This is a genomic window from Ideonella sp., from assembly GCF_041918995.1.
GTDB lineage: Bacteria > Pseudomonadota > Gammaproteobacteria > Burkholderiales > Burkholderiaceae_C > Ideonella.
Genome location: NZ_JAYRUN010000003.1, coordinates 32,544 through 53,400, shown reverse-complemented (window position 1 = coordinate 53,400; position 20,857 = coordinate 32,544). Strand labels below are relative to the sequence as shown.

The window sequence follows — 20,857 nt, the reverse complement described above, 5'->3', positions numbered from 1 at the left end:
AATGTACGTGCGGCTGTTGCGCTGCGTCAATGCCTCGGGCGGGAACTTTGTCGCACGCGCCGGCTCGCGCCGCGCGGGCACAATCGCGCCGCCCATGAGCGTCGAGCACTACGAGAACTTCCCCGTGGCGTCGTGGCTGTGTCCACCCCGGCTGCGGCCCGCCGTGACGGCCATCTACTGGTTCGCGCGCGTGGCGGACGACATCGCCGACGAAGGGGACGCCACCGCGGCGGCCCGGCAGGCCGACCTGGCGGCCTACCGGGAAGAGCTGCGCCGCGTGGTGGCGGGCCAGCCGCCCGGCCCCCGCTGGTCGCACGTGTTCGGCCCGCTCGCACACGCCATCACCGCCCACGCCCTGCCGTGGCAGCCCCTGGACGACCTGCTCGATGCCTTCGTCCAGGACACCCACCAGCCGCGCTACGCCGACCGTGCGGAGCTGCTCGATTACTGCCGCCGCTCCGCCAACCCCGTGGGTCGGCTGCTGCTGCACCTGTATGGCATCACCGATTCCACCGCCCTGGCGCGCAGCGACGACATCTGCACGGCACTGCAGCTGATCAACTTCTGGCAGGACCTCAGCCGTGACCTGCCCCGCGGCCGCCACTACCTGCCCCTGGCGGACCGCCGCCGCCACGGCCTGACCGACACGCTGCTCGACGCCGCCGTGGCGGGCCGCACCGGCCCCGAGGGCCGCGCCCTGGTGGCCGACCTCTGCGCCTGGACCGAGGCCCTGATGCGCCGCGGGGCGCCGCTGGCCACGGCCGTGCCCGGCCGCGCCGGCTGGGAGCTTCGGCTGGTCGTGCTGGGGGGGCTGCGCATTGTTGAGAGAATCCGAGCCATGGACCACGACACCTTCCACCGGCGCCCTGCCCTGGCCCGCCGTGACGCCCCGGTGCTGCTGTGGCGCGCCGTGCGCTGGCCCTTCGCGGAGGCGCCGTGACCGCGCTGCCCCCGCCGGGTACGCCGGCGCGTTACGTCCATGACAAGGCGGCCTCCAGCGGCTCGTCGTTCTACTACGCGTTCATGTTCCTGCCGCCGCCCCGGCGTGAGGCGATCACGGCGTTCTATGCCTTCTGCCGCGAGGTGGACGACGTGGTCGATGAGGTCCACGAGCCGCAGGTCGCGCGCACCAAGCTCGCGTGGTGGCGCAACCAGGTGGCCGAGGCGTTTGCCGGGCGGCCGGCCCACCCGGCGATGCAGGCGTTGATGCCCCATGCCGGCACCTACGGCATCGAAGCCGGGCACCTGCTGGCCGTCATCGAGGGCTGCGAAACGGACCTGGCCCAGAACCGCTTCCTCGACTTTGCCGCGCTCGAGCGCTATGCCCACCTGGTGGCCGGCGTGGTGGGCGAAGTCGCGTGCAACATCTTCGGACGCACGCAGACCCAGACCGTGGCCTATGCCCACCGGCTGGGCCTGGCCATGCAGCTCACCAACATCATCCGCGACGTGGGCGAGGACGCCCGCCGCGGGCGCATCTACCTGCCGATCGACGAGCTGCAGCGCTTCGACGTGAAGGCGCACGAGTTGCTGCGGCGGGAAGCCCCGTGGGGCTACAGCGACCGCTTCACCGCCCTCATGCGCTTCCAGGCCGAGCGCGCCCAGCGCTGCTACGACGAGGCGCTGGCGCTCCTGCCGCCGGAGGACCGCGCCACGCAGAAGCCCGGCCTGATGATGGCCAACATCTACCGCACCCTGCTGGGCGAAATCGAGCGCGCCGGCTTCCAGGTGCTGCACCAGCGCACCTCGCTCACGCCCCTGCGCAAGCTCTGGATCGCGGCCCGCACGCATGTCCGCGGTCGTTGAGCCGGGCGACGCCCGCCTCGCCGTGGTGGGCGGCGGGTGGGCAGGGCTGGCTGCCGCCGTCACGGCACGGCAGCGGGGCTGGCGCGTCAGCCTCTGCGAGATGGCGCCCCACCTGGGCGGACGTGCCCGAACCGTGTCGCACGGTGGCCTGCAGCTGGACAACGGCCAGCACATCCTGGTGGGCGCGTACGCCGACACGCTGGCGTTGATGCGCACCGTCGGCGTGGACCCCGAGACCGTGCTGCTTCGCCTGCCGCTCACCCTGCGCACGCCGGACGGCGCGGGCCTGCAGTTGCCCACGGGCCCGGCGGTGCCGGCCTTCGTGCGGGGCGTGCTCGCTTGGCGGGACCTGCCCTGGCTCGACCGGCTGGGCTTGCTCGCCGTCGCGGCCCGCTGGCGGCTGTCGGGCTTCCGCTGCGCGCCAGGGACCACCGTGGCCCAGCTGGCGCGCCACTGCCCGCGTTCGGCCTACACGCGGCTGATCGAGCCGCTGTGCGTGGCCGCGCTGAACACGCCGGCCGACCAAGCCAGCGCACAGGTGCTGCTCAACGTGCTGAGGGACGCGCTGTTCGGCGCCCCAGGCGCGTCGGACCTGCTGCTGCCGCGCGCACCGCTGGATGCGCTGCTGCCCGAGGCCGCCGGGCGCTGGCTGCATGCCCATGGGGTGGAGGTGCGCCTGGGACACCGGGTCAGCCGGCTGGAACCGGACGGCCCCCGATGGCGGGTGGACGGCGAACTGCACGACGCGGTGGTGCTCGCCTGCCCGCCCGGCGAGGCCGGCCGGCTGTGCGACACCGTGGCCCCGGCGTGGGCGGCCCGTGCACGCGCCCTGGCCTACCAGCCCATCGTGACTACGTGGCTGCGCGCACCGGGCGCCCGATGGCCGTGCCCCATGCTCGCGCTGCACAGCGACGCCACATCACCGGCACAGTTCGGCTTCGACCTGGGCGCACTGGGCGGGCCGGCCGGTCTGTACGCGCTGGTGTCCAGCGGCGCGGCTGCGTGGGTGGACGCCGGAGCCGATGCCACCCGGCGGGCCATGCTCGCCCAATGGCAGCGCGAATTCCCGTCGGCGGCCCACGCCCCTGTCGAGTGGGTGGCACAACGCACCGAGAAGCGGGCCACCTTCGCCTGCACGCCCGGCCTGGACCGCCCGCCAGCGCAGGTGGCGCCCCACCTGTGGGCCGCGGGCGACCACGTCGCGGGGCCCTACCCGGCCACACTGGAAGGCGCGGTGCGCGCGGGCATGGAAGCGGCGCGTCAGGCCGTCAGCGGCGCCTGATCGCATCGCGGATGGACGCATCCGGTTTCGCCATGCAAAATCCGGGGCGGAAGGATCCCCGATGACCAAGAAGGACAGCGTCACCCCCAGCATCCAGGTGCTTGCCCGCGCCTTCTCCCTGCTGGACGTGCTCGCCTCCCACCAGGACCCCGTGTCGCTGAAAGAACTCAGCGAGACCACGGGCCTGCACCCCTCGACCGCGCACCGCATCCTCAACGACCTGGCCGCGGGCCGCTTCGTGGACCGGCCGGAGGCCGGCACCTACCGCCTGGGGATGCGCTTGCTCGAGCTGGGCAATCTCGTGAAGGCCCGCCTGGATGTGCGCGACGCCGCGATCGGCCCCATGCGGGAGCTGCACAAGTTCACCCACCAGCCGGTGAACCTGTCGGTTCGCCAGGGCGACGAGATCGTCTACATCGAACGCACCTACAGCGAACGCTCCGGCATGCAGGTGGTGCGCGCGGTGGGCGGCCGCGCGCCGCTGCACCTCACCTCGGTGGGCAAGCTGTTCCTGGCCTACGATGAGCCGCCGCGGGTGCGGGCCTACGCCACCCGCACGGGGCTGGCCGGCCACACGCGCAACAGCATCACGGACCTGCCCGCCCTGGAGCGCGAGCTGGCCGCCGTGCGCCGCCATGCCGCCGCGCGCGACGACGAGGAACTGGAGCTCGGCGTGCGCTGCATGGCAGCCGGCATCTTCGACGACCAGGGCAAGCTCGTGGCGGGCCTGTCCATCAGTGCGCCGGCCGATCGGCTGGAGGAATCCTGGCTGGAGAAGGTGAAGGCCACGGCGGGCCAGATCTCCGCGGCGCTGGGCCACCGCGGCTAGCCGCCCGGCGAGCGGGCGCATCGCCTACCGGGCGATCGCCCACGCTTGCGAGGTGAATCCGTGCGAGGCGGTTCAGTGCGCGGCGACGGGGCGCACGGCCAGCGCCGGGGCCACCGGAGCCGTCGCCACCGGTGCCGACGGCATCGGCGGCGTCGGGTGGCTCGCGAGCCACTTGCGGATGCGCTCGGCATCGCCGATGCGCGAGTACTTGCCGGCGGAATCCAGCAGCACCATGATCAGCTTGCGGCCGGCCAACTGCGCCTGCATGACTAGGCACTGCCCTGCCTCGGAGATGTAGCCGGTCTTCTGCAGGCCGATCTCCCAGCTGGGGTTCAGCACCAGGCGGTTCGTGGTGCGGTACTGCAGATGGCGCGACCCCACGGCGATCTGGTGCTCCGGCGAGGTGCTCAGTTCGCGGATCAGCGGCACATCATGGGCCGTGCGAACGAGCAGGGCCAGGTCACGCGCGCTCGACTGGTTCTTGCTCGACAGGCCCGTGGGCTCGGCGTAGCGGGTGTCCTGCATGCCGAGCAGCTGTGCCTTGGCGTTCATGGCCGCCACGAAGGCGGGCCGGCCGCCCGGGTAGTGCCGGCCCAGGGCGCTGGCCGCCCGGTTCTCCGACGACATGAGCGCCAGATGGAGCATCTCGCCGCGGGTCAGGCGGGTGCCCACCGCCAGGCGAGACGAGCTGCCCTTCTCGGTGTCCACGTCCTCGTCGGTGATGGTGAGCACCTCGTCCAGCGGCAGCTTGGCCTCCGTCACCACCAGGGCCGTCATGAGCTTGGTGATGGACGCGATGGGCAGCACCGCCGTGTCGTTCTTGCTCAGCAGCACCTCGTTGGTGTCCTGGTCGAGCACGAAGGCCACGCTGGACTTGAGGTCGAGCGGGTCGTCGGCGGCATGCAGGCCGGCCAGCTGGCCGAAGGACTGGCGCGCAGGCACCGCCGGCGCCTTGACGGCCGCCCGCCGGGACGCCACCGCGCGCGTGCTGCGCACGCTGCTGCGGGAGGACGCCGCGGCTGTGCGGCTGCGTGTGGCGGGCTTGCGGGCGGTGCCGGACTTCTTCTTGGTGGCGGACGAGCCCTTGGCCGCCTTGGCGGCGGAGGACGTCTTCGCCTTGGCCTGCTGGCTGGCGGCACGCCGCGAGGCGGCAGAGGACGACGCCGCCTCGGCCGCGGGAATGGCCAGCACCAGGCCGACCACCATGCCCAGCAGGCCCAGCCAACGACGCGAATTCTTCAATGTGAGCATGCTCTGGAGCCTTTGCCACCCAGGGTGTCGGCGAGTCTATGTGAAACAAAAAAGACACGCAAGATCAAAAACTTGCATGTCTTTCCTAAAGTGCCCGCCGACGGGCCGGGATGGCTCAGCCCTGGGCAGCGACGCGCTCTGTCTTGGCGTGCAGCTTGTTCAGCGCCGCCAGGTAGGCCTTGGCGGACGCCACCACGATGTCCGGGTCGTTGCCCACGCCGTTGACGACCCGCCCGCCGTGCTGCAGGCGCACGGTGACCTCTCCCTGCGATTCTGTGCTTCCCGAGGTGATGGCGTTCACCGAATAGAGCACCATCTCCGCGCCACTTTCCACGCGGGACTCGATGGCCTTGAGCGTGGCGTCCACCGGGCCGTTGCCGTCGCTGTCGGCGACCTGCTCCTGGCCATCCATCATGAAGACCACCCGAGCGTGCGGGCGCTCGCCCGTTTCCGAGCGCTGCGCCAGCGACAGCAGGCGGAAATGCTCGTCGTCCTGGGTGACGCTGTCGTCGCTGACCAGGGCGATGATGTCCTCGTCGAAGATCTCGCTCTTGCGGTCGGCCAGGTCCTTGAACCGCGCGAAGGCCGCATTCACCTCGGCCTCGGAATCGAGCGCGACGCCCAGCTCCTGCAGGCGCTGCTTGAAGGCATTGCGCCCCGAGAGCTTGCCCAGCACGATCTTGTTGGCCGACCAGCCCACGTCCTCCGCGCGCATGATCTCGTAGGTGTCGCGCGCCTTGAGCACGCCGTCCTGGTGGATCCCGCTGGCATGCGCGAAGGCGTTGGCGCCCACGACCGCCTTGTTGGGCTGCACCACGAAGCCGGTGGTCTGGCTCACCATGCGCGAGGCCGGGACGATCTGCGACGTGTCGATGCCCACGTCCAGGCCGAAATAGTCACGACGGGTCTTCACCGCCATCACCACCTCTTCCAGCGAGCAGTTGCCGGCGCGCTCGCCCAGCCCGTTGATGGTGCACTCCACCTGGCGGGCGCCGCCGATCTTGACCCCGGCCAGCGAATTCGCCACGGCCATGCCCAGGTCGTTGTGGCAGTGGACGGACCAGACGGCCTTGTCGGAGTTGGGAATGCGTTCGCGCAGGGTGCGGATGAAGTTGCCGTACAGCTCCGGCACGGCGTAGCCCACGGTGTCCGGGATGTTGATGGTGGTGGCGCCCTCGGCGATCACCGCCTCCAGCACCCGGCAGAGGAAGTCCACCTCGGAGCGGTAACCGTCCTCGGGGGAGAACTCGATGTCACCGCACAGGTTGCGCGCGAAGCGCACGGCCAGCTTCGCTTGCTCCAGCACCTGCTCGGGCGTCATCCGCAGCTTTTTCTCCATGTGCAGCGGGCTGGTGGCGATGAAGGTGTGGATGCGTCCGCGCGCCGCCCCGGCCAGCGCCTCGGCGGAGCGGGCGATGTCGCGGTCGTTGGCCCGCGCCAGCGAGCAGACCGTGGAGTCCTTGATGTGGTCGGCAATGGTCTTGACCGCCCCGAAGTCCCCGTTGGACGACGCGGCGAAACCGGCTTCGATCACGTCCACGCGCAGGCGCTCGAGCTGGCGGGCGATGCGCAGCTTCTCGTCGCGGGTCATGGAAGCGCCGGGCGACTGCTCGCCGTCGCGCAAGGTGGTGTCGAAGATGATGAGCTTGTCGGCCATGGTGCGGGGGAAACGGAGGGTGGAAACAAGAACGGCCCGCATGCGTGGGCATGGCGGGCCGTTGATCGGAGGGAAAACCTGGTGCGGTGACGAGGACGGACGTGTTCGATCAGCGTGCCCGGGGCACACCTAGTAGCAGCAGCGTGGAAGCGAACGTCTGGCAGGTCATTGCGCAGCCAATATAACACCGCCGGCTGGCGCCGCGCTGACGCGATGCGGCGCTCAATGCAGGCCGCGCTCGTCCGGTTCGTCGGTGGACGTGGCGATCACGCTCACCGGCTTGCCCTTCATCTTCCGGTACACGTACACGACATAGCCGGAGACGCCGTAGGCGCAGAACACCGCGAACAGCACGCGCGGCGGATCCACGTTGATCAGCGCGATGCCCAGCGCGATGGCGACGATCACGGCGAAGGGCACGCTGCGCTTGAAGCTGACGTCCTTGAAGCTGTAGAAGGGAATGTTGGTCACCATCGTCAGCCCGGCGTACAGCGTGAGGGCGAAGGCGCCCCAGGGCAGGCCCACGTACTCGGCCGCCATGCGGTAGCCAGCGTCGTCCATCACCCAGATGAAGCCGATGACCAGCGCCGCCGCGGCCGGGCTGGGCAGACCCTGGAAGAAGCGCTTGTCCACCACGCCGATGTTGGTGTTGAAGCGGGCCAGCCGCAATGCCGCACAGGCGCAGTAGACGAACGCGGCGATCCAGCCGGCCTTGCCCAGGCTGTCCAGCGCCCACTCGTAGACGATGAGCGCCGGCGCCGCGCCGAAGCTCACCATGTCGGACAGGCTGTCCATCTGTTCACCGAAGGCGCTCTGGGTGTTCGTCATCCGCGCCACCCGGCCGTCCAGGCTGTCCAGCAGCGCGGCAATGAAGATGCCGTAGGCCGCCTGGTCGAACCGGTCGTTCATGGCCATCACGATGGCGAAGAAACCACCGAACAGCGCCGCGAGCGTGAACAGGTTGGGCAGGATGTAGATGCCGCGGCGGCGGCGGCGCGGCGGCTCCACGAGCTCGGCGTCGTCGTCCACCAGGGGATCGTGTTCGCGGGAGAGGTCCGGATCAGGCATGGGCGGGGAGCATAACCCAGGGGCTGCACGAAAAAGGCCGCCCGAAGGCGGCCTCGTCTGGCAAGCCAGGTGCCCGGCGCGGGCCCCCGGCGCGGATCAGTTGCGCGACTTGTCGACCAGCTTGTTGGCCTTGATCCAGGGCATCATGGCGCGCAGCTTCTCGCCGACCACCTCGATCTGGTGCTCCTCGGTCAGGCGGCGGCGGCTGATCAGCGTGGGCGCGCCGGCCTTGTTCTCCAGGATGAAGCTCTTGGCGTACTCGCCCGTCTGGATGTCCTTCAGGCACTGCTGCATGGCCTTCTTGGTCTCGGCCGTCACCACCTTGGGGCCGGTGACGTACTCGCCGTACTCGGCGTTGTTCGAGATCGAGTAGTTCATGTTGGCGATGCCGCCTTCGTAGATCAGGTCCACGATCAGCTTCAGCTCGTGCAGGCACTCGAAATAGGCCATCTCGGGCGCATAACCCGCTTCCACCAGCGTCTCGAAGCCAGCCTTGATCAGCTCGACGGTGCCGCCGCACAGCACGGCCTGCTCACCGAACAGGTCGGTCTCGGTCTCCTCGCGGAAGTTGGTCTCGATGATGCCGGCCTTGCCGCCGCCATTGGCCGCGGCGTAGCTCAGGGCCAGGTCACGGGCCTTGCCGGACTTGTCCTGGTGCACGGCGATCAGGTGCGGCACGCCGCCGCCCTGGGTGTAGGTGTTGCGCACGGTGTGGCCGGGCGCCTTGGGAGCCACCATCCACACGTCCAGGTCGGCACGCGGCTGCACCTGGCCGTAGTGCACGTTGAAGCCGTGGGCGAAGGCGAGCGATGCGCCTTCGCGGATGTTCGGCTCCACGTCCTTCTTGTACACCTCGGCGATCTGCTCGTCGGGCAACAGGATCATGACGACGTCGGCGCCCTTGACCGCCTCGGCCACCTCGGCCACCTTCAGGCCGGCCTTCTCGACCTTGGCCCAGGAGGCGCCGCCGCGGCGCAGGCCGACAGTGACCTTGACGCCGCTGTCGTTGAGGTTCTGGGCGTGTGCATGGCCTTGTGAGCCGTAGCCGATGATCGTGACGTTCTTGCCCTTGATGAGGCTGAGATCGGCGTCCTTGTCGTAATAGACCTTCATGGTGGTTCTCTCTTCGCTGGCGGGGAAAGGGGGATGGGGGGCGGTGGCGGGCCGTCAGACCCGCAGGATGCGTTCACCGCGGCCGATGCCGCTGGTGCCGGTGCGCACGGTCTCGAGGATGGCCGCGCGGTCGATGGCCTCGATGAACGCGTCGAGCTTGCCGGCGTCGCCGGTCAGCTCGATGGTGTAGCTCTTCTCCGTCACGTCGATGATGCGGCCGCGGAAGATGTCGGCCATGCGCTTCATCTCCTCGCGCTCCTTGCCAACGGCGCGCACCTTGATGAGCATCAGTTCGCGTTCGGTGTACTGGCCTTCGGTGAGGTCGACGACCTTCACCACGTCGACCAGCCGGTTCAGGTGCTTGGTGATCTGCTCGATCACCTCGTCGGAGCCGGTGGTCACGATGGTCATGCGCGACAGCGACGCGTCCTCGGTGGGCGCGACGGTCAGGCTCTCGATGTTGTAGCCGCGGGCGGAGAACAGGGCGACCACGCGCGACAGGGCACCGGGCTCGTTCTCGAGCAGCACGGCGATGATGTGTTTCATGGGAAGACTCCAGCAGCGGGCTCTTCACGGCCGGCGGCGGTAACCGCCGGCGCTTGGCGCGCCGTCAAGTGGACAGGAAGGAACGCGGTCCGGTCGTTCCGGCGATCCGGCTGCCGGCCCGCGCCGGGCGGTAACCCGACGTGCGCCGCCAGCCTTCAGGCCGTCACAGGTCCTCGGACCCCAGCAGCATCTCGGAGATGCCCTTGCCCGCCTGGACCATCGGCCAGACGTTCTCCGTCGGGTCCGTCCGCACGTCGAGGAACACCGTGCGGTCCTTCAACCGGATCAGCTCCTTGAGCGCGGGCTCCACCTCGGAGGGCTTCTCGATCTTCAGGCCCACGTGGCCATAGGCCTCGGCCAGCTTCACGAAATCGGGCAGCGCATCCATGTAGCTGTGCGAGTAGCGCCCTTCGTAGTCCAGCTCCTGCCACTGCCGCACCATGCCCAGGTAGCGGTTGTTCAGCGAGATGATCTTGACCGGCGTCTTGTACTGCTGGCAGGTCGACAGCTCCTGGATGCACATCTGGATGGAGCCCTCGCCGGTGATGCAGAAGACATCCGACTCGGGCTTCGCCAGCTTGATGCCCATCGCATACGGCAGGCCCACGCCCATCGTGCCCAGGCCACCGGAGTTGATCCAGCGGCGTGGCTCGGTGAAGCCGTAGAACTGGGCGGCCCACATCTGGTGCTGGCCGACGTCGCTGGTGATGTAGGTGTCGCGGCCCCGCGTCAGCTTCCAGAGCGTCTCGATGACGAACTGCGGCTTGATGACCTCGTCGCTGCGGCGGTAGGCCAGGCATTCCTTCTTGCGCCAGTCGTTGATCTGCGACCACCAGCCGTTGATCGCCTCCTTGTCGGAGCGCACGGTGGCCTCCTTCAGATGGGCGATCAGCTCCTGCAGCACGTCCTTGACGTCACCGACGATGGGAATGTCGACCTTCACCCGCTTGGAGATGGATGACGGGTCGATGTCGATGTGGATGATCTTGCGCTCGACCGACGCGAAGTGCTTCGGGTTGCCGATGACACGGTCGTCGAAACGCGCGCCCACCGCCAGCAGCACGTCGCAGTGCTGCATGGTCATGTTGGCCTCGTAGGTGCCATGCATGCCCAGCATGCCCAGGAACTTCGGGTCGCTCGCCGAGATGGAACCCAGGCCCATCAGCGTGTTGGTGCAGGGGTAGCCGAGCAGGTCGGCCAGCTCCCGCAGCTCGGCCGTGGCGTTGCCCAGGATCACGCCGCCGCCGGTGTAGATATAGGGCCGCTTGGCGCTCAGCAGCAGCTGCGCGGCCTTGCGGATCTGGCCGCCGTGGCCCTTCTTCACCGGGTTGTACGAGCGCATCTCCACCCGCTCGGGGTAGTGGAACGGCGCCGTCTTGAGCGACACGTCCTTGGGGATGTCCACCACCACGGGACCGGGACGCCCGGTGCGGGCGATGTGGAACGCCTTCTTCAGCGTCGTCGCCAGGTCGCGCACGTCCTTCACGAGGAAGTTGTGCTTCACGATCGGCCGGGTAATGCCCACGGTGTCGCATTCCTGGAAGGCGTCCAGGCCGATCGCCGGCGTGGGCACCTGCCCCGTGATGATCACCATCGGGATGGAGTCCATGTAGGCCGTGGCAATGCCGGTGATGGCATTGGTGACGCCCGGGCCCGACGTGACGAGGGCAACGCCCACCTCGCCCGTGGCGCGGGCGTAGCCGTCGGCTGCATGGATGGCCGCCTGCTCATGGCGCACCAGCACGTGCTGGATGCTGTCCTGCTTGTACAGCGCGTCGTAGATGTAGAGCACCGCACCGCCGGGGTAGCCCCAGAGGTACTTGACACCCTCGGCCTGCAATGAGCGCACGAGGATCTCGGATCCGTTCGGATCCGCGGCGGGAAAGGAGGAAGGGGAGGAATGCGGCTGAGCCGTGGCGGCACGCCTGACTTCCGCGGCAGACAAGTCCATGTCGAACCTCTGTGAATTTCTCTGACGAAAAACCATCGGTGCCCCTCTTCGCGCCCTTGTGAGGCGGATGTGGAGCCTGCGCGGTCAACACAGCCGGCACCCGCGGTCGGGGCGGCCTGGTAACCAGATCGCAATTGTGCGAAGCAGCATTATTGCATCCTCCGCGTCATCGGGCCGCTTCATCCGACGGCCGCCGGGGGTGAATGACATAATCCAGCGCGATTTCGCGTGGCCCGAGCCCGGCCGCGTCACACAGCCTTGGCCACCGACAAAGAACTCACCGACTTCCTCAAGAGTGTCGAGAAGCGCGCCTTCAAGCGCACGGTCTATGCCGTGCGCGACGACGATGCCGCCCTCGACATCGTCCAGGACGCGATGATCCGGCTGGCCGAAAAGTACGCCGACCGACCGGCCGCGGAACTGCCGCTGGTGTTCCAGCGCATCCTGTCCAACGCCACGATGGACTGGTTTCGGCGCCAGAAGGTGCGCAACGCCGTCATGCAGAACCTGTCGGATTTCGACGGGGCCGACGACGATGGCGACTTCGACCTCCTGGAACTGCTGTCGACCGTGGAAGGGTCGCTGGGTGCCGAAAGCGCCGCCGACACCGTCGGGCGAGAACAGATCCTGCTTCTCATCGAAAAGGAGATCGGCCAGCTCCCGGGCCGTCAACGCGAGGCCTTCCTGCTTCGTTACTGGGAGGAACTGGACGTCGCCGAGACGGCCGCCGTCATGGGCTGTTCCGAGGGCAGTGTGAAAACGCACTGCTCCCGGGCCGTCCATGCGCTGGCCAGATCGCTCAAAGCCAAGGGAATCGCGCCATGAACCGCCCTGTCGACCCTGCCGCCGTCGGCCGCCTCGACGCCGAGCGGCTGGAAGCCCGCTTCGGCCTGCGCGTGGGTGCGCTGCTCAGCGAGCAGGCGCAGCACACGCCGCACGACATCTCCGAGCGCTTGCGCATCGCGCGCGAGCAGGCCCTGTCGCGCGCCCGCGCCGCCCGCGCCCTCGGCGCCGCCGCCGACACCGTGGTCGGCCGGGGCCACTCCGCTGCCCTGGCGCGCCGTCCCACCTGGTGGTTCCGGGTGGCGTCGGTGCTGCCGCTGGTGCTGCTGGTGGCGGGCCTGGTGCTGATCGACGAATGGCACGACCGGGCCCAGATCGAGGCCGCGGCCGACGTGGACGTGTCGCTGCTGGCCGACGACCTGCCGCCGGACGCCTACCGCGACCCGGGCTTCGTCGAGTTCCTCCAGGAGGCCCAGTGACGCGCCAGCCGCCTGGCCGTGTCCGCGCACTGGCGGCCGTGGCCCCCTTTCTGGCGGGCGCCATGCTGGCATGGGCCCTCGCCGGGCCCGCGCACGCCCAGTCGGCGCCCCCCGGCGGGCCCGCCTGGACCCAGCTGAATCCCGCCCAGCAGCGCGCGCTGGAGCCCTTGCAGGGCGAATGGGATCGCCTGGACGCGCCGCGCAAGCAGAAGTGGCTGGAGGTCGCCTCGCGGTTCGACCGCATGTCGCCCCAGCGCCAGCAGCGGGTGCGGGAACGCATGGACGAGTGGGCGCGCATGTCGCCGTCGCAGCGCACGGAAGCGCGCCTGAACTACCAGCAGAGCAAGCGCCTGCCGGCCGAAGACCGCCAGGCGCGGTGGGAGGCCTACCAGGCCCTCAGCCCCGAAGAGCGGGCGGCCCTGGCCGAGCGCGCCACGCGCAAGCCGGCGCCGGTGGCGGGCGGCTCGGCCGCCCCGGCGCAGTCCCTGCGGCGTGCGCCGGTGGATGCGCAGGCGCCCAAGTCGAACGTCGTGGCTCCGGCGCAGGGCCGGCTGCCGCCGCCCACTGCCGTGTCGCCGTCGGTCGTGCAGGGCAGCCGCGGCGCCACCACCTCGCTGGTGACGGCCACCCCCCGCGCTCCGCAGCACCAGCCGCCGGGCCAGCCCAAGATCGCCGCCTCGCCCAAGCTGGTGGACCGCACGACCCTGTTGCCCAAGGCCGGCCCGCAGGCCGCGGGCGCCCAGGCGCCCCAGGCCTCGCGGCCGCAGAAGCAGAACGGCCCGTCCGGGCAGGGCGGCCGGTGAGCGGTGTCGCGCCCGGCGCGGGCGCCGCCGGCCCGGCGCCCACGTCCTCCCGCTGGCCCGCCCCGTCCCTCGCCCGCCGCCTGGCCGCCTTCCTGTATGAAGGGGTGCTGCTGTTCGGTGTGCTCATGGTCGCCGGGGGGCTGTATTCCGTGACGACCGGCATGCGGCACGCCCTGCAGGGGCAGGCCGGCCTGCAGGCCTTCCTCTTTGCCGTGCTCGGGCTGTACTTCGTGTGGTTCTGGACGCACGGCGGCCAGACCGTGGCCATGAAGGCCTGGCACGTGCGCCTGGTGGACGCCCACGGGAGGGCCGTCGGCCGGGGGCGTGCGTTGGTGCGCTACCTGCTCGCCTGGCTGTGGTTCGTTCCCGCCCTCGCAGCGGCCCACCTCGCCGGCCTGCAGGGGGGCGGCAGTGTCTACGGGCTGCTCGCGGTGGGCGTGCTCGTCTACGCCGCCTTGTCGCTGCTGCATCCCGAGCGCCAGTTCTGGCACGACGTCGCCTGCGGCACGCGCCTGGTCGATGCGCGCCAGCATCCGGTCCCCCGCCCGGCCCCCCGGTGACACCCGCCGCCGGCTTCACCGTCTGCGTCTACTGCGGCTCCCGGCCGGGCGCCTTGCCGGCGTTCGCGCAGGCGGCCGCCCAGCTGGGCACCGACATCGGCCGCAGGGGATGGTCGCTGGTGTACGGCGGCGGCCGCGCCGGCCTGATGGGCACGGTGGCCGACGCTGCCCTCGCCGCGGGTGCCCACGTGACCGGCGTGATTCCCGACCGGCTCATGCAGCGCGAACTCGGGCACACCGGCGTGCAGGACCTGCGGGTGGTGTCCAGCATGCACGAACGCAAGCAGCACATGGCCGAGCGCGCGGACGTGTTCGTCGCGCTGCCGGGCGGCATCGGCACGCTGGAAGAGCTGTTCGAGGTATGGACCTGGCGCCACCTGGGCTACCACGACCAGCCCATCGGGCTGCTGAACGTGGGCGGCTTCTACGACGGCCTGCTGGCGTTCCTGGCCCGCACGCAGGCAGACGGCTTCATCGACGCACACCAGCAGGCCATGCTGGAGCTCGATGCGGACCCGACCCGCCTGCTGGACCGGCTGGCCCAACGCGCCACCCGCGCGGGCGGGCCCGACGACTACACCGCGATCTGAACGCAAGCCCGCGCCAGGCGCGGGCCCCGGGGCAATCAGACGGCGGACTCGTCCGTCTCGCCGGTGCGGATGCGCACCACCTGCTCCACGGCGGTGACGAAGATCTTGCCGTCGCCGATCTTGCCGGTCTTGGCGGCCTTCACGATGGATTCGATCGCGCGGTCCACGTCGGCGTCGCGCACGACCACTTCCACCTTCACCTTGGGCAGGAAGTCCACGACGTACTCCGCGCCGCGGTACAGCTCGGTGTGGCCCTTCTGGCGGCCGAAGCCCTTCACTTCCGTGACGGTCAGGCCGGACACGCCCACCTCGGCCAGCGCCTCGCGCACTTCCTCGAGCTTGAAGGGCTTGATGATGGCGGTGATCTGCTTCATGAAGGGCTCCGACGGGCGTGGGGGACGTTGATTCGGCTCGATTTAAGCACGGAACTTCGAGGTGATCGGGTAGCGCCAGTCGCGCCCGAAGGCACGGTGGGTGATGCGGATGCCCACCGGCGCCTGGCGGCGCTTGTACTCGTTGATCTTGATGAGTCGGGTGACCTTCTCGACGTCGGCGGGCTCATAGCCGGCCGCCACGATCTCCTCGATGGACTGGTCGCCCTCCATGTAGCGCGCCAGGACCGCGTCGAGCACCTCGTACGGAGGCAGGCTGTCCTGGTCGGTCTGGTCCGGTCGCAGTTCGGCCGACGGCGGGCGCGTGATGATGCGCTGCGGAATGACGGGGCCCTCGGTGCCATCGGCCCGCGCGGTGGGCTGCTGGTTGCGCCACTCGGCCAGCCGGTACACCAGCGTCTTGGCCACGTCCTTGATGACGGCGAAGCCGCCCGCCATGTCGCCATAGAGCGTGCAGTAGCCGGTCGCCATCTCGCTCTTGTTGCCCGTGGTCAGCACGATGTCGCCGGTCTTGTTGGACAGGGCCATCAGCAGCGTGCCACGCACCCGCGCCTGGATGTTCTCCTCGGTGGCATCCTCCGGCAGGCCGGCGAACTGCGGCGACAGCGCCTCGCGGAACGCATCGAACATCGGGGCGATGGGGATCTCGTCATAGCGGACGCCCAGGCGCTCGGCCATGTCGCGCGCGTCGATCCAGGAGATGTCCGCCGTGTAGCGCGAGGGCATCATCACGCAACGCACACGCTCGGGCCCGAGCGCATCCACCGCAATGGCCAGCACCAGGGCCGAATCGATGCCACCCGACAGGCCGATGATGGCACCCGGGAAGCCGTTCTTGCCGAGGTAGTCGCGCACGCCGACCACCAGGGCCGACCAGGCCTGCCGGGCCTGTTCGGGCACCGGCGTCACGGGGCCGCTCACCTCGCCGTCGGCCGCCACGGACAGCAGCAGCGTCTCCGCCTCGAAACTGGCGGCCCGCGCCTGCACCCGCCCCAGGGCATCCATGGCGAACGACGCGCCGTCGAACACCACCTCGTCCTGGCCGCCCACCAGGTGGGCGTACAGCAGGGGCCGCCCGCAGGCGCGTGCCCGCTCGGCCATGCGCTGCTCACGCTCGTCCTGCTTGTCCAGGTGGAACGGCGAGGCGTTGATCACGCACAGCAACTCGGCGCCCGCCTCGCAGGCGGCCCGCGCCGGCTCCTCGAACCAGGCGTCCTCGCAGATCAGCACGCCGATGCGCCGGCCCTCCACCTCGAACACCAGCGGGCCGAGGCCGGCGTCGCGGCCGGACGCGAAATACCGTCGCTCGTCGAACACCTGGTAGTTGGGCAACTCACGCTTGGCGTAGGTGCCGGCCACCTGCCCCCCCGCCAGCACCGAGGCTGCATTGAAGCAGCCCGGCAGCGAATGCGACTTCGACCTAACATCGTCCGCCTGCCCCCACGCCGCCGGATGCCCCACCACCACATGCAGCCCCTCGCAATCGGCCAGTTCCTCCGCCAAGGCGCGCAGCTGGGCATCGCAGGCCTGCAGGAACGCGGGGCGCAGCAGCAGGTCCTCGGGCGGGTAGCCGGTGAGTGCCAGCTCGGGGGCCACCACCAGGCGGGCGCCCTGGGCGTGGGCGGCCCTCGCCGCCTGCGCCACCTGGCGGGCGTTGCCGGGCAGGTCACCTACCGTCGTGTTGATCTGGGCCAGGGCCACCATGAGGGGGCCTGAAGCAGGAGCCGGGGTGGGCATGGGCAAAGGGCAGGACGGAGCGAAAGATTATGTCATCCGGGTCCATGCCGACCCGGCCGAGATTCCGGCGGCAGCGTGGAACGGGCTGCTGGACGCGCAGGCCCAGCAACCACCGTTCCTGCGGCACGAGTTCCTGGCCGCCTTGCACGACACGGGCTGCGCGGCGCCGCGCAGCGGCTGGTCGCCCGCCTTCCTGGCCGCGTGGAAGGGCGACGCGCTGGTCGGCGTCGTGGCGGCCTACCTGAAGGCGCACTCCTACGGCGAATACGTGTTCGACTGGGCCTGGGCGGACGCCTACGAGCGCCATGGCTTGGCCTACTATCCCAAGCTCGTCGCCGCCTTGCCCTTCACGCCGGTACCCGGCCCGCGGCTGCTCGCCCGCGACGCAGGCGCCCGCCGGGCGCTGGTGCAGGGCCTGCGCGCGCTGGCCCGGCAGGCCGGCCTGTCCTCGGCCCATCTGCTCTTTGCGGACGAGGCGGACATCGCGGCCGCCGAGGCGGACGGCTGGATGGTGCGCCACGGCGTGCAGTTCCATTGGCGCAACCGGGCGGGCCAGCCCTACGCCGATTTCCCTGACTTCCTCGCCGCACTGCAGCGTGAGAAGCGCAAGAAGATCCAGCAGGAGCGCCGTCGCGTCGCGGACGCCGGGATCCACTTCGAGGTGCTGGAGGGCGCCGCCATCGACGCGGACGCGTGGCGCTTCTTCCACCGCTGCTACACGCTCACCTACCGGGCGCACCACTCCACGCCCTACCTCAATCTGGCGTTCTTCGAGGCCGTGGGGGCCGCGCTGCCGGCTCACTGGCTCATGTTCATCGCCCGGCGCGGTGGCGAACGCATCGCCGCCTCCCTGGTGGCCGTGGACCGGGCCAGTGGCTGGGCCTGGGGCCGCTACTGGGGCGCCACCCAAGCCGTGGACTGCCTGCATTTCGAGGCCTGCTACTACCAGCCGCTGCAGTGGTGCATCGAACAGCGGTTCTCCTGCTTCGAGGGTGGTGCCCAGGGCGAACACAAGATGGCGCGCGGGCTGACGCCGCAGCCCACGCGCTCGGCCCACTGGCTGGCACATCCCGAGTTCGCGCGGGCCGTGGAGGACTTCCTCGCCCAGGAGGGCCAGGGCGTGGCGGCCTACCTGAACGAGCTGCGCGAGCGCAACCCGTTCAAGGCGGGATCCACCCCGCCCACCTCCGTCACTGGCCCTTGAAGTCGCCCGCCACGGCGCTGACGAACCGGTCCGGGTCGATGTACTTGCGCCAGGCCGCGCTGGCCTGCTCGGGCGTCACGGCCGCGATGGCGTCGTCGAGCTGCTGGGCCACGGTGAAGCGGCGCCCGAGGTAGTCGTTGTGGGCCAGGCCGCCGGCGAGCGCGGCATCCTGCGCGCGCTGCAGCCGCCGGTAGTTCAGCAGGCCGGTCTTCGCCTGGGCGATCTCGTCCGCCGTGAAGCCCTGCTTCAGCGCCCGATCGGCCTCCTCGCGGAACGCCTTCTCCACCTTCGTGCGGTTGGAGGGAGCGAAGATGGCGCTGGCCTGCCAGGTGCTGTGCACGTCGATGGGGCTCCACATCACGCCGCTGCGCACGTCGTAGCTCAGGCCTTCCGTCTCGCGGATGCGCTTCCACAGGCGCGAGTTGCCTCCCGAGCCGAAGGCGAAGTTCGCCACCATCAGCGGCGCCTGGTCGGGGTCGAGCTCCTTGATCGCCAGCGGCTGCCGCACCACCAGGGTGGCGTTCTGCTTGTCCGGCGTCTCGAACGACAGGCGTGCGGGCGCCAGCGCCACCAGCGGGCGAGGCACGCGCTGGAACGTGGCTGGCTGCGACCACCCCGCGAAGGCCTTGTCGAGCGCTGCGCGCACCGCCGCCGCGTCCATGGCACCCACGGCGGCGAACTGGGCCTGCCGCACGCCGACGAAACGCTGGTGGAAGGCCTTCAGCTGCTCCACCGTGACGCCGGCCACCTCGGCCGCGAGCTCGTCGAACGTGCGGGCGTGGCGCACATCGCCGGCAGGGTACGGGTTGCCATGGCGGTCCAGCGCATCGTCCACGATGGCCTCCGGCTCCTTGCGCGCCTGCTCGATGGACGACAGGGTTTGGCGGCGCACCTCCTCGAGCCCCTCGGCGGGCAGGCTGGGTTCGCGCAGCATCTGGCCCACCAGCTCGATGACCGCCGGCAGATGGTCCCGTGTGGTCATGAGGGTCACCGACAGCTGCTCGGCCGAGCCCCCCAGCTGGATGTCCGCCTTCAGCGCCGTCATGCGGTCCTGCAGCTGCTGGCGGCTCAGGCGCGCCGTGCCCTTGTCCAGCATGCCCGGCAGCATGTCACCCACGGTCGCCAGGCCCTTGAGGCTGTCCGCGTCACCCAGGCGCAGCACCAGCTGGGCCTGCACCACGTCACCGCGGGTGCCCTTGGGCAGCAGCGACACCTTGAGCCCGGGCGCCAGCTCGAAGCGCTGGGTGCGGGCCTCGATGTTCGCCGGGGTGGCGTCGAAGGCCTCGGCCTTGGCCACGGTCTCGACCGGCCGGAAGTCCTTGAGTTGGGCGGCCGGGTCCACCTGCTGGGGCCGTGGCGCGCGGGTGGGCTTCTCGGTGGGCACGTAGGTGGCCAAGGTGCGGTTGTCGCGCAGCAGATGGGCCTGCGCGACGCGGTTGAGGTCGGCCGCCGTGGCGGCCTTGACGCGGTCGCGCAGCAGGAAGAACAGGCGCCAGTCGCCCTGCGCCACGGTCTCCGACAGCGCCACGCCCACGGTTTCCGGGTCGGAGAAGCGCAGCTCCCACTCCTTCAGCCACTTGGCCTTGGCGCGCGCCACCTCCTCCTCCGTCACGGGCTGGGCGGCCAGCGACTCCAGCGTGGCCAGCATGGCCTCGCGCGCCTTGTCCGCGTCCTGCCCCGGTGCCAGCTGCGCACCGTAGAGTGCGAAGCCCGGGTCGGCCAGCGTCGCGTTCCAGGAGAACACGCTGGCCGCCAGCTGCCCGTCGACCAGGCGCTTGTGCAGGCGGCCGGCCGGCACGTCGCTCATCACCAGGCCCAGCAGCTCCACCGCCGCCGTGTCCGGGTGGGCGCCGGGCGGCACGTGGTAGCCGGCGAACAGCAAGGGCACCCCACCCTGGCGGCGCAGGGTGATGGCGCGCTCGCCGTCTTGCACCGGGTCGATGGTGTAGAGCGTGGGCAGCTTGCGCCTGGGCGCGGGCAGCTTGCCGAACTCGGCCTGCACCCAGGCCAGCACCTTGGCCGGGTCGAACTTGCCGCTGACGATGAGGGTGGCGTTGTCCGGCTGGTAGTACTGGCGGTAGAACGCCTGCAGGCGCTGGATGTCGACGTTCTCCACGTCGGCCCGGGCGCCGATCGTGTCCTTGCCGTAGTTGTGCCACTGGTACATGGTGGCCAGCGTCTTCTCGAACAGGATGCGCGAGGGGTTGTTCTCGCCCATCTCCATCTCGTTGCGCACCACCGTCATCTCGGTGTCCAGGTCGCGCTTGGCGATGAAGCTGTTCACCATGGCGTCCGCCTGCCAGGCCAGGTACCAGCGCAGGTTGTCCTCGTTGGCCGTGAAGCTGGCGAAGTAGTTCGTGCGGTCCAGCCAGGTGCTGCCGTTGGCGCGCAGGCCGCGCTTGGTGAATTCGGACCAGGCCTTGGGGTACTTCGGCGAGCCCTTGAAGAGCAGGTGCTCCAGCAGGTGGGCCATGCCGGTCTCGCCATAGTTCTCGTGCCGCGAGCCCACGCGGTAGGTGAGGTTCACCGTCGTCGTGGGCTTGGCGTCGTCCTGCGCCAGCAGCACCTGCAGGCCGTTGGGCAGGCGGTACTCGGTGATCCCCTCCACCGCACGCACGGGCGCCAGCGGCGCGACCGCAGCCGCCGTGGCTGCCTTGGCGGTGGCAGCGGGCTTGCGCGCCGGGGGCTTGGCCTTGCCCTTGCGGGCGGGGGCGGCCTGGGCGGTGGCCACGAGCAGGGCACTGGCGACGATCAGCCAGCGGGCGGGGTAGGTGCGCATGGGCAGGGCAACTCCTGGTCAGGACAT

Annotated in this window: 19 protein-coding genes; 10 read left to right on the top strand and 9 right to left on the bottom strand. The window is 70.2% G+C overall.

What is annotated here, in order from left to right:
• Positions 1 to 94 precede the first annotated feature (94 nt).
• From hpnC to ACE3UN_RS03325, 4 genes are all read left to right on the top strand, one after another.
• Positions 95 to 940, top strand: a complete 846-nt coding sequence (gene hpnC, locus ACE3UN_RS03340) for a squalene synthase HpnC (RefSeq protein WP_374673500.1) — start codon at positions 95 to 97, stop codon at positions 938 to 940.
• A complete protein-coding gene (gene hpnD / locus ACE3UN_RS03335; protein ID WP_374673499.1) occupies positions 937 to 1,806 on the top strand; it encodes a presqualene diphosphate synthase HpnD in 870 nt (289 codons plus the stop codon). Before hpnC ends, hpnD begins: the two co-directional genes overlap by 4 nt.
• Entirely contained in the window at positions 1,790 to 3,088 is a 1,299-nt protein-coding gene (gene hpnE / locus ACE3UN_RS03330; RefSeq protein ID WP_374673498.1) for a hydroxysqualene dehydroxylase HpnE, read from the top strand. The genes hpnD and hpnE overlap by 17 nt, the downstream gene beginning before the upstream one ends.
• Positions 3,089 to 3,149: 61 nt before the next feature.
• Positions 3,150 to 3,917, top strand: a complete 768-nt coding sequence (locus tag ACE3UN_RS03325; protein WP_374673497.1) for an IclR family transcriptional regulator — start codon at positions 3,150 to 3,152, stop codon at positions 3,915 to 3,917.
• A 72-nt stretch (positions 3,918 to 3,989) separates the two neighbouring features.
• Here the strand turns inward: ACE3UN_RS03325 and pbpG are convergent, their stop codons facing one another.
• The 6 genes from pbpG to ACE3UN_RS03295 form a co-directional block, all read right to left on the bottom strand.
• The gene (gene pbpG, locus ACE3UN_RS03320) at positions 3,990 to 5,168 is read right to left on the bottom strand and encodes a D-alanyl-D-alanine endopeptidase (protein ID WP_374673496.1); all 1,179 of its coding nucleotides are present in this window, start codon (positions 5,166 to 5,168) and stop codon (positions 3,990 to 3,992) included.
• Positions 5,169 to 5,283: 115 nt separating this feature from the next.
• Positions 5,284 to 6,825, bottom strand: a complete 1,542-nt coding sequence (locus ACE3UN_RS03315; protein WP_374673495.1) for a 2-isopropylmalate synthase — start codon at positions 6,823 to 6,825, stop codon at positions 5,284 to 5,286.
• A 222-nt stretch (positions 6,826 to 7,047) separates the two neighbouring features.
• A complete protein-coding gene (gene pssA / locus ACE3UN_RS03310; RefSeq protein WP_374673494.1) occupies positions 7,048 to 7,893 on the bottom strand; it encodes a CDP-diacylglycerol--serine O-phosphatidyltransferase in 846 nt (281 codons plus the stop codon).
• 96 nt (positions 7,894 to 7,989) lie between these two features.
• Positions 7,990 to 9,006 carry a ketol-acid reductoisomerase gene (ilvC, locus tag ACE3UN_RS03305; RefSeq protein WP_374673493.1) on the bottom strand — a complete coding sequence of 339 codons (1,017 nt, stop codon included), beginning with the start codon at positions 9,004 to 9,006 and terminating at the stop codon, positions 7,990 to 7,992.
• A gap of 54 nt (positions 9,007 to 9,060) precedes the next feature.
• The gene (gene ilvN, locus ACE3UN_RS03300) at positions 9,061 to 9,552 is read right to left on the bottom strand and encodes an acetolactate synthase small subunit (protein WP_374673492.1); all 492 of its coding nucleotides are present in this window, start codon (positions 9,550 to 9,552) and stop codon (positions 9,061 to 9,063) included.
• Positions 9,553 to 9,715: 163 nt separating this feature from the next.
• The gene (locus ACE3UN_RS03295) at positions 9,716 to 11,503 is read right to left on the bottom strand and encodes an acetolactate synthase 3 catalytic subunit (protein ID WP_374673491.1); all 1,788 of its coding nucleotides are present in this window, start codon (positions 11,501 to 11,503) and stop codon (positions 9,716 to 9,718) included.
• A 258-nt stretch (positions 11,504 to 11,761) separates the two neighbouring features.
• Between ACE3UN_RS03295 and ACE3UN_RS03290 the strand changes: the two genes are divergently transcribed.
• From ACE3UN_RS03290 to ACE3UN_RS03270, 5 genes are read left to right on the top strand one after another with little or no spacing between them, the layout of a single operon-like run.
• Positions 11,762 to 12,328 carry an RNA polymerase sigma factor gene (locus ACE3UN_RS03290; protein WP_374673490.1) on the top strand — a complete coding sequence of 189 codons (567 nt, stop codon included), beginning with the start codon at positions 11,762 to 11,764 and terminating at the stop codon, positions 12,326 to 12,328.
• The gene (locus ACE3UN_RS03285; protein ID WP_374673489.1) at positions 12,325 to 12,765 is read left to right on the top strand and encodes a DUF3619 family protein; all 441 of its coding nucleotides are present in this window, start codon (positions 12,325 to 12,327) and stop codon (positions 12,763 to 12,765) included. The genes ACE3UN_RS03290 and ACE3UN_RS03285 overlap by 4 nt, the downstream gene beginning before the upstream one ends.
• Before the next feature lie 38 nt (positions 12,766 to 12,803).
• Positions 12,804 to 13,568: a DUF3106 domain-containing protein gene (locus ACE3UN_RS03280; protein WP_374673488.1), complete on the top strand. Its 765-nt coding sequence runs from the start codon at positions 12,804 to 12,806 to the stop codon at positions 13,566 to 13,568.
• Positions 13,565 to 14,128 (top strand): RDD family protein, encoded by a 564-nt coding sequence (locus ACE3UN_RS03275; RefSeq protein WP_374673487.1) that lies wholly within the window; start codon positions 13,565 to 13,567, stop codon positions 14,126 to 14,128. Before ACE3UN_RS03280 ends, ACE3UN_RS03275 begins: the two co-directional genes overlap by 4 nt.
• Positions 14,125 to 14,718, top strand: a complete 594-nt coding sequence (locus ACE3UN_RS03270; RefSeq protein WP_374673486.1) for a TIGR00730 family Rossman fold protein — start codon at positions 14,125 to 14,127, stop codon at positions 14,716 to 14,718. The genes ACE3UN_RS03275 and ACE3UN_RS03270 overlap by 4 nt, the downstream gene beginning before the upstream one ends.
• Positions 14,719 to 14,753: 35 nt before the next feature.
• Here the strand turns inward: ACE3UN_RS03270 and ACE3UN_RS03265 are convergent, their stop codons facing one another.
• Together ACE3UN_RS03265 and ACE3UN_RS03260 are read right to left on the bottom strand one after the other, a co-directional pair.
• The gene (locus ACE3UN_RS03265; protein ID WP_374564339.1) at positions 14,754 to 15,092 is read right to left on the bottom strand and encodes a P-II family nitrogen regulator; all 339 of its coding nucleotides are present in this window, start codon (positions 15,090 to 15,092) and stop codon (positions 14,754 to 14,756) included.
• Positions 15,093 to 15,134: 42 nt separating this feature from the next.
• Positions 15,135 to 16,814 (bottom strand): NAD+ synthase, encoded by a 1,680-nt coding sequence (locus tag ACE3UN_RS03260; protein ID WP_374673485.1) that lies wholly within the window; start codon positions 16,812 to 16,814, stop codon positions 15,135 to 15,137.
• Between the two features lie 31 nt (positions 16,815 to 16,845).
• On the opposite strand from ACE3UN_RS03260, the gene ACE3UN_RS03255 reads away from it, so the two are divergent.
• Positions 16,846 to 18,051 (top strand): GNAT family N-acetyltransferase, encoded by a 1,206-nt coding sequence (locus ACE3UN_RS03255; protein ID WP_374673484.1) that lies wholly within the window; start codon positions 16,846 to 16,848, stop codon positions 18,049 to 18,051.
• On the opposite strand, the gene ACE3UN_RS03250 is transcribed toward ACE3UN_RS03255, so the two are convergent.
• On the bottom strand, positions 18,038 to 20,830 hold the full coding sequence (locus ACE3UN_RS03250) for a M16 family metallopeptidase (RefSeq protein WP_374673483.1): 2,793 nt from the start codon (positions 20,828 to 20,830) through the stop codon (positions 18,038 to 18,040). The two genes, ACE3UN_RS03255 and ACE3UN_RS03250, sit on opposite strands and share 14 nt — an antisense overlap.
• Positions 20,831 to 20,857 lie beyond the last annotated feature (27 nt).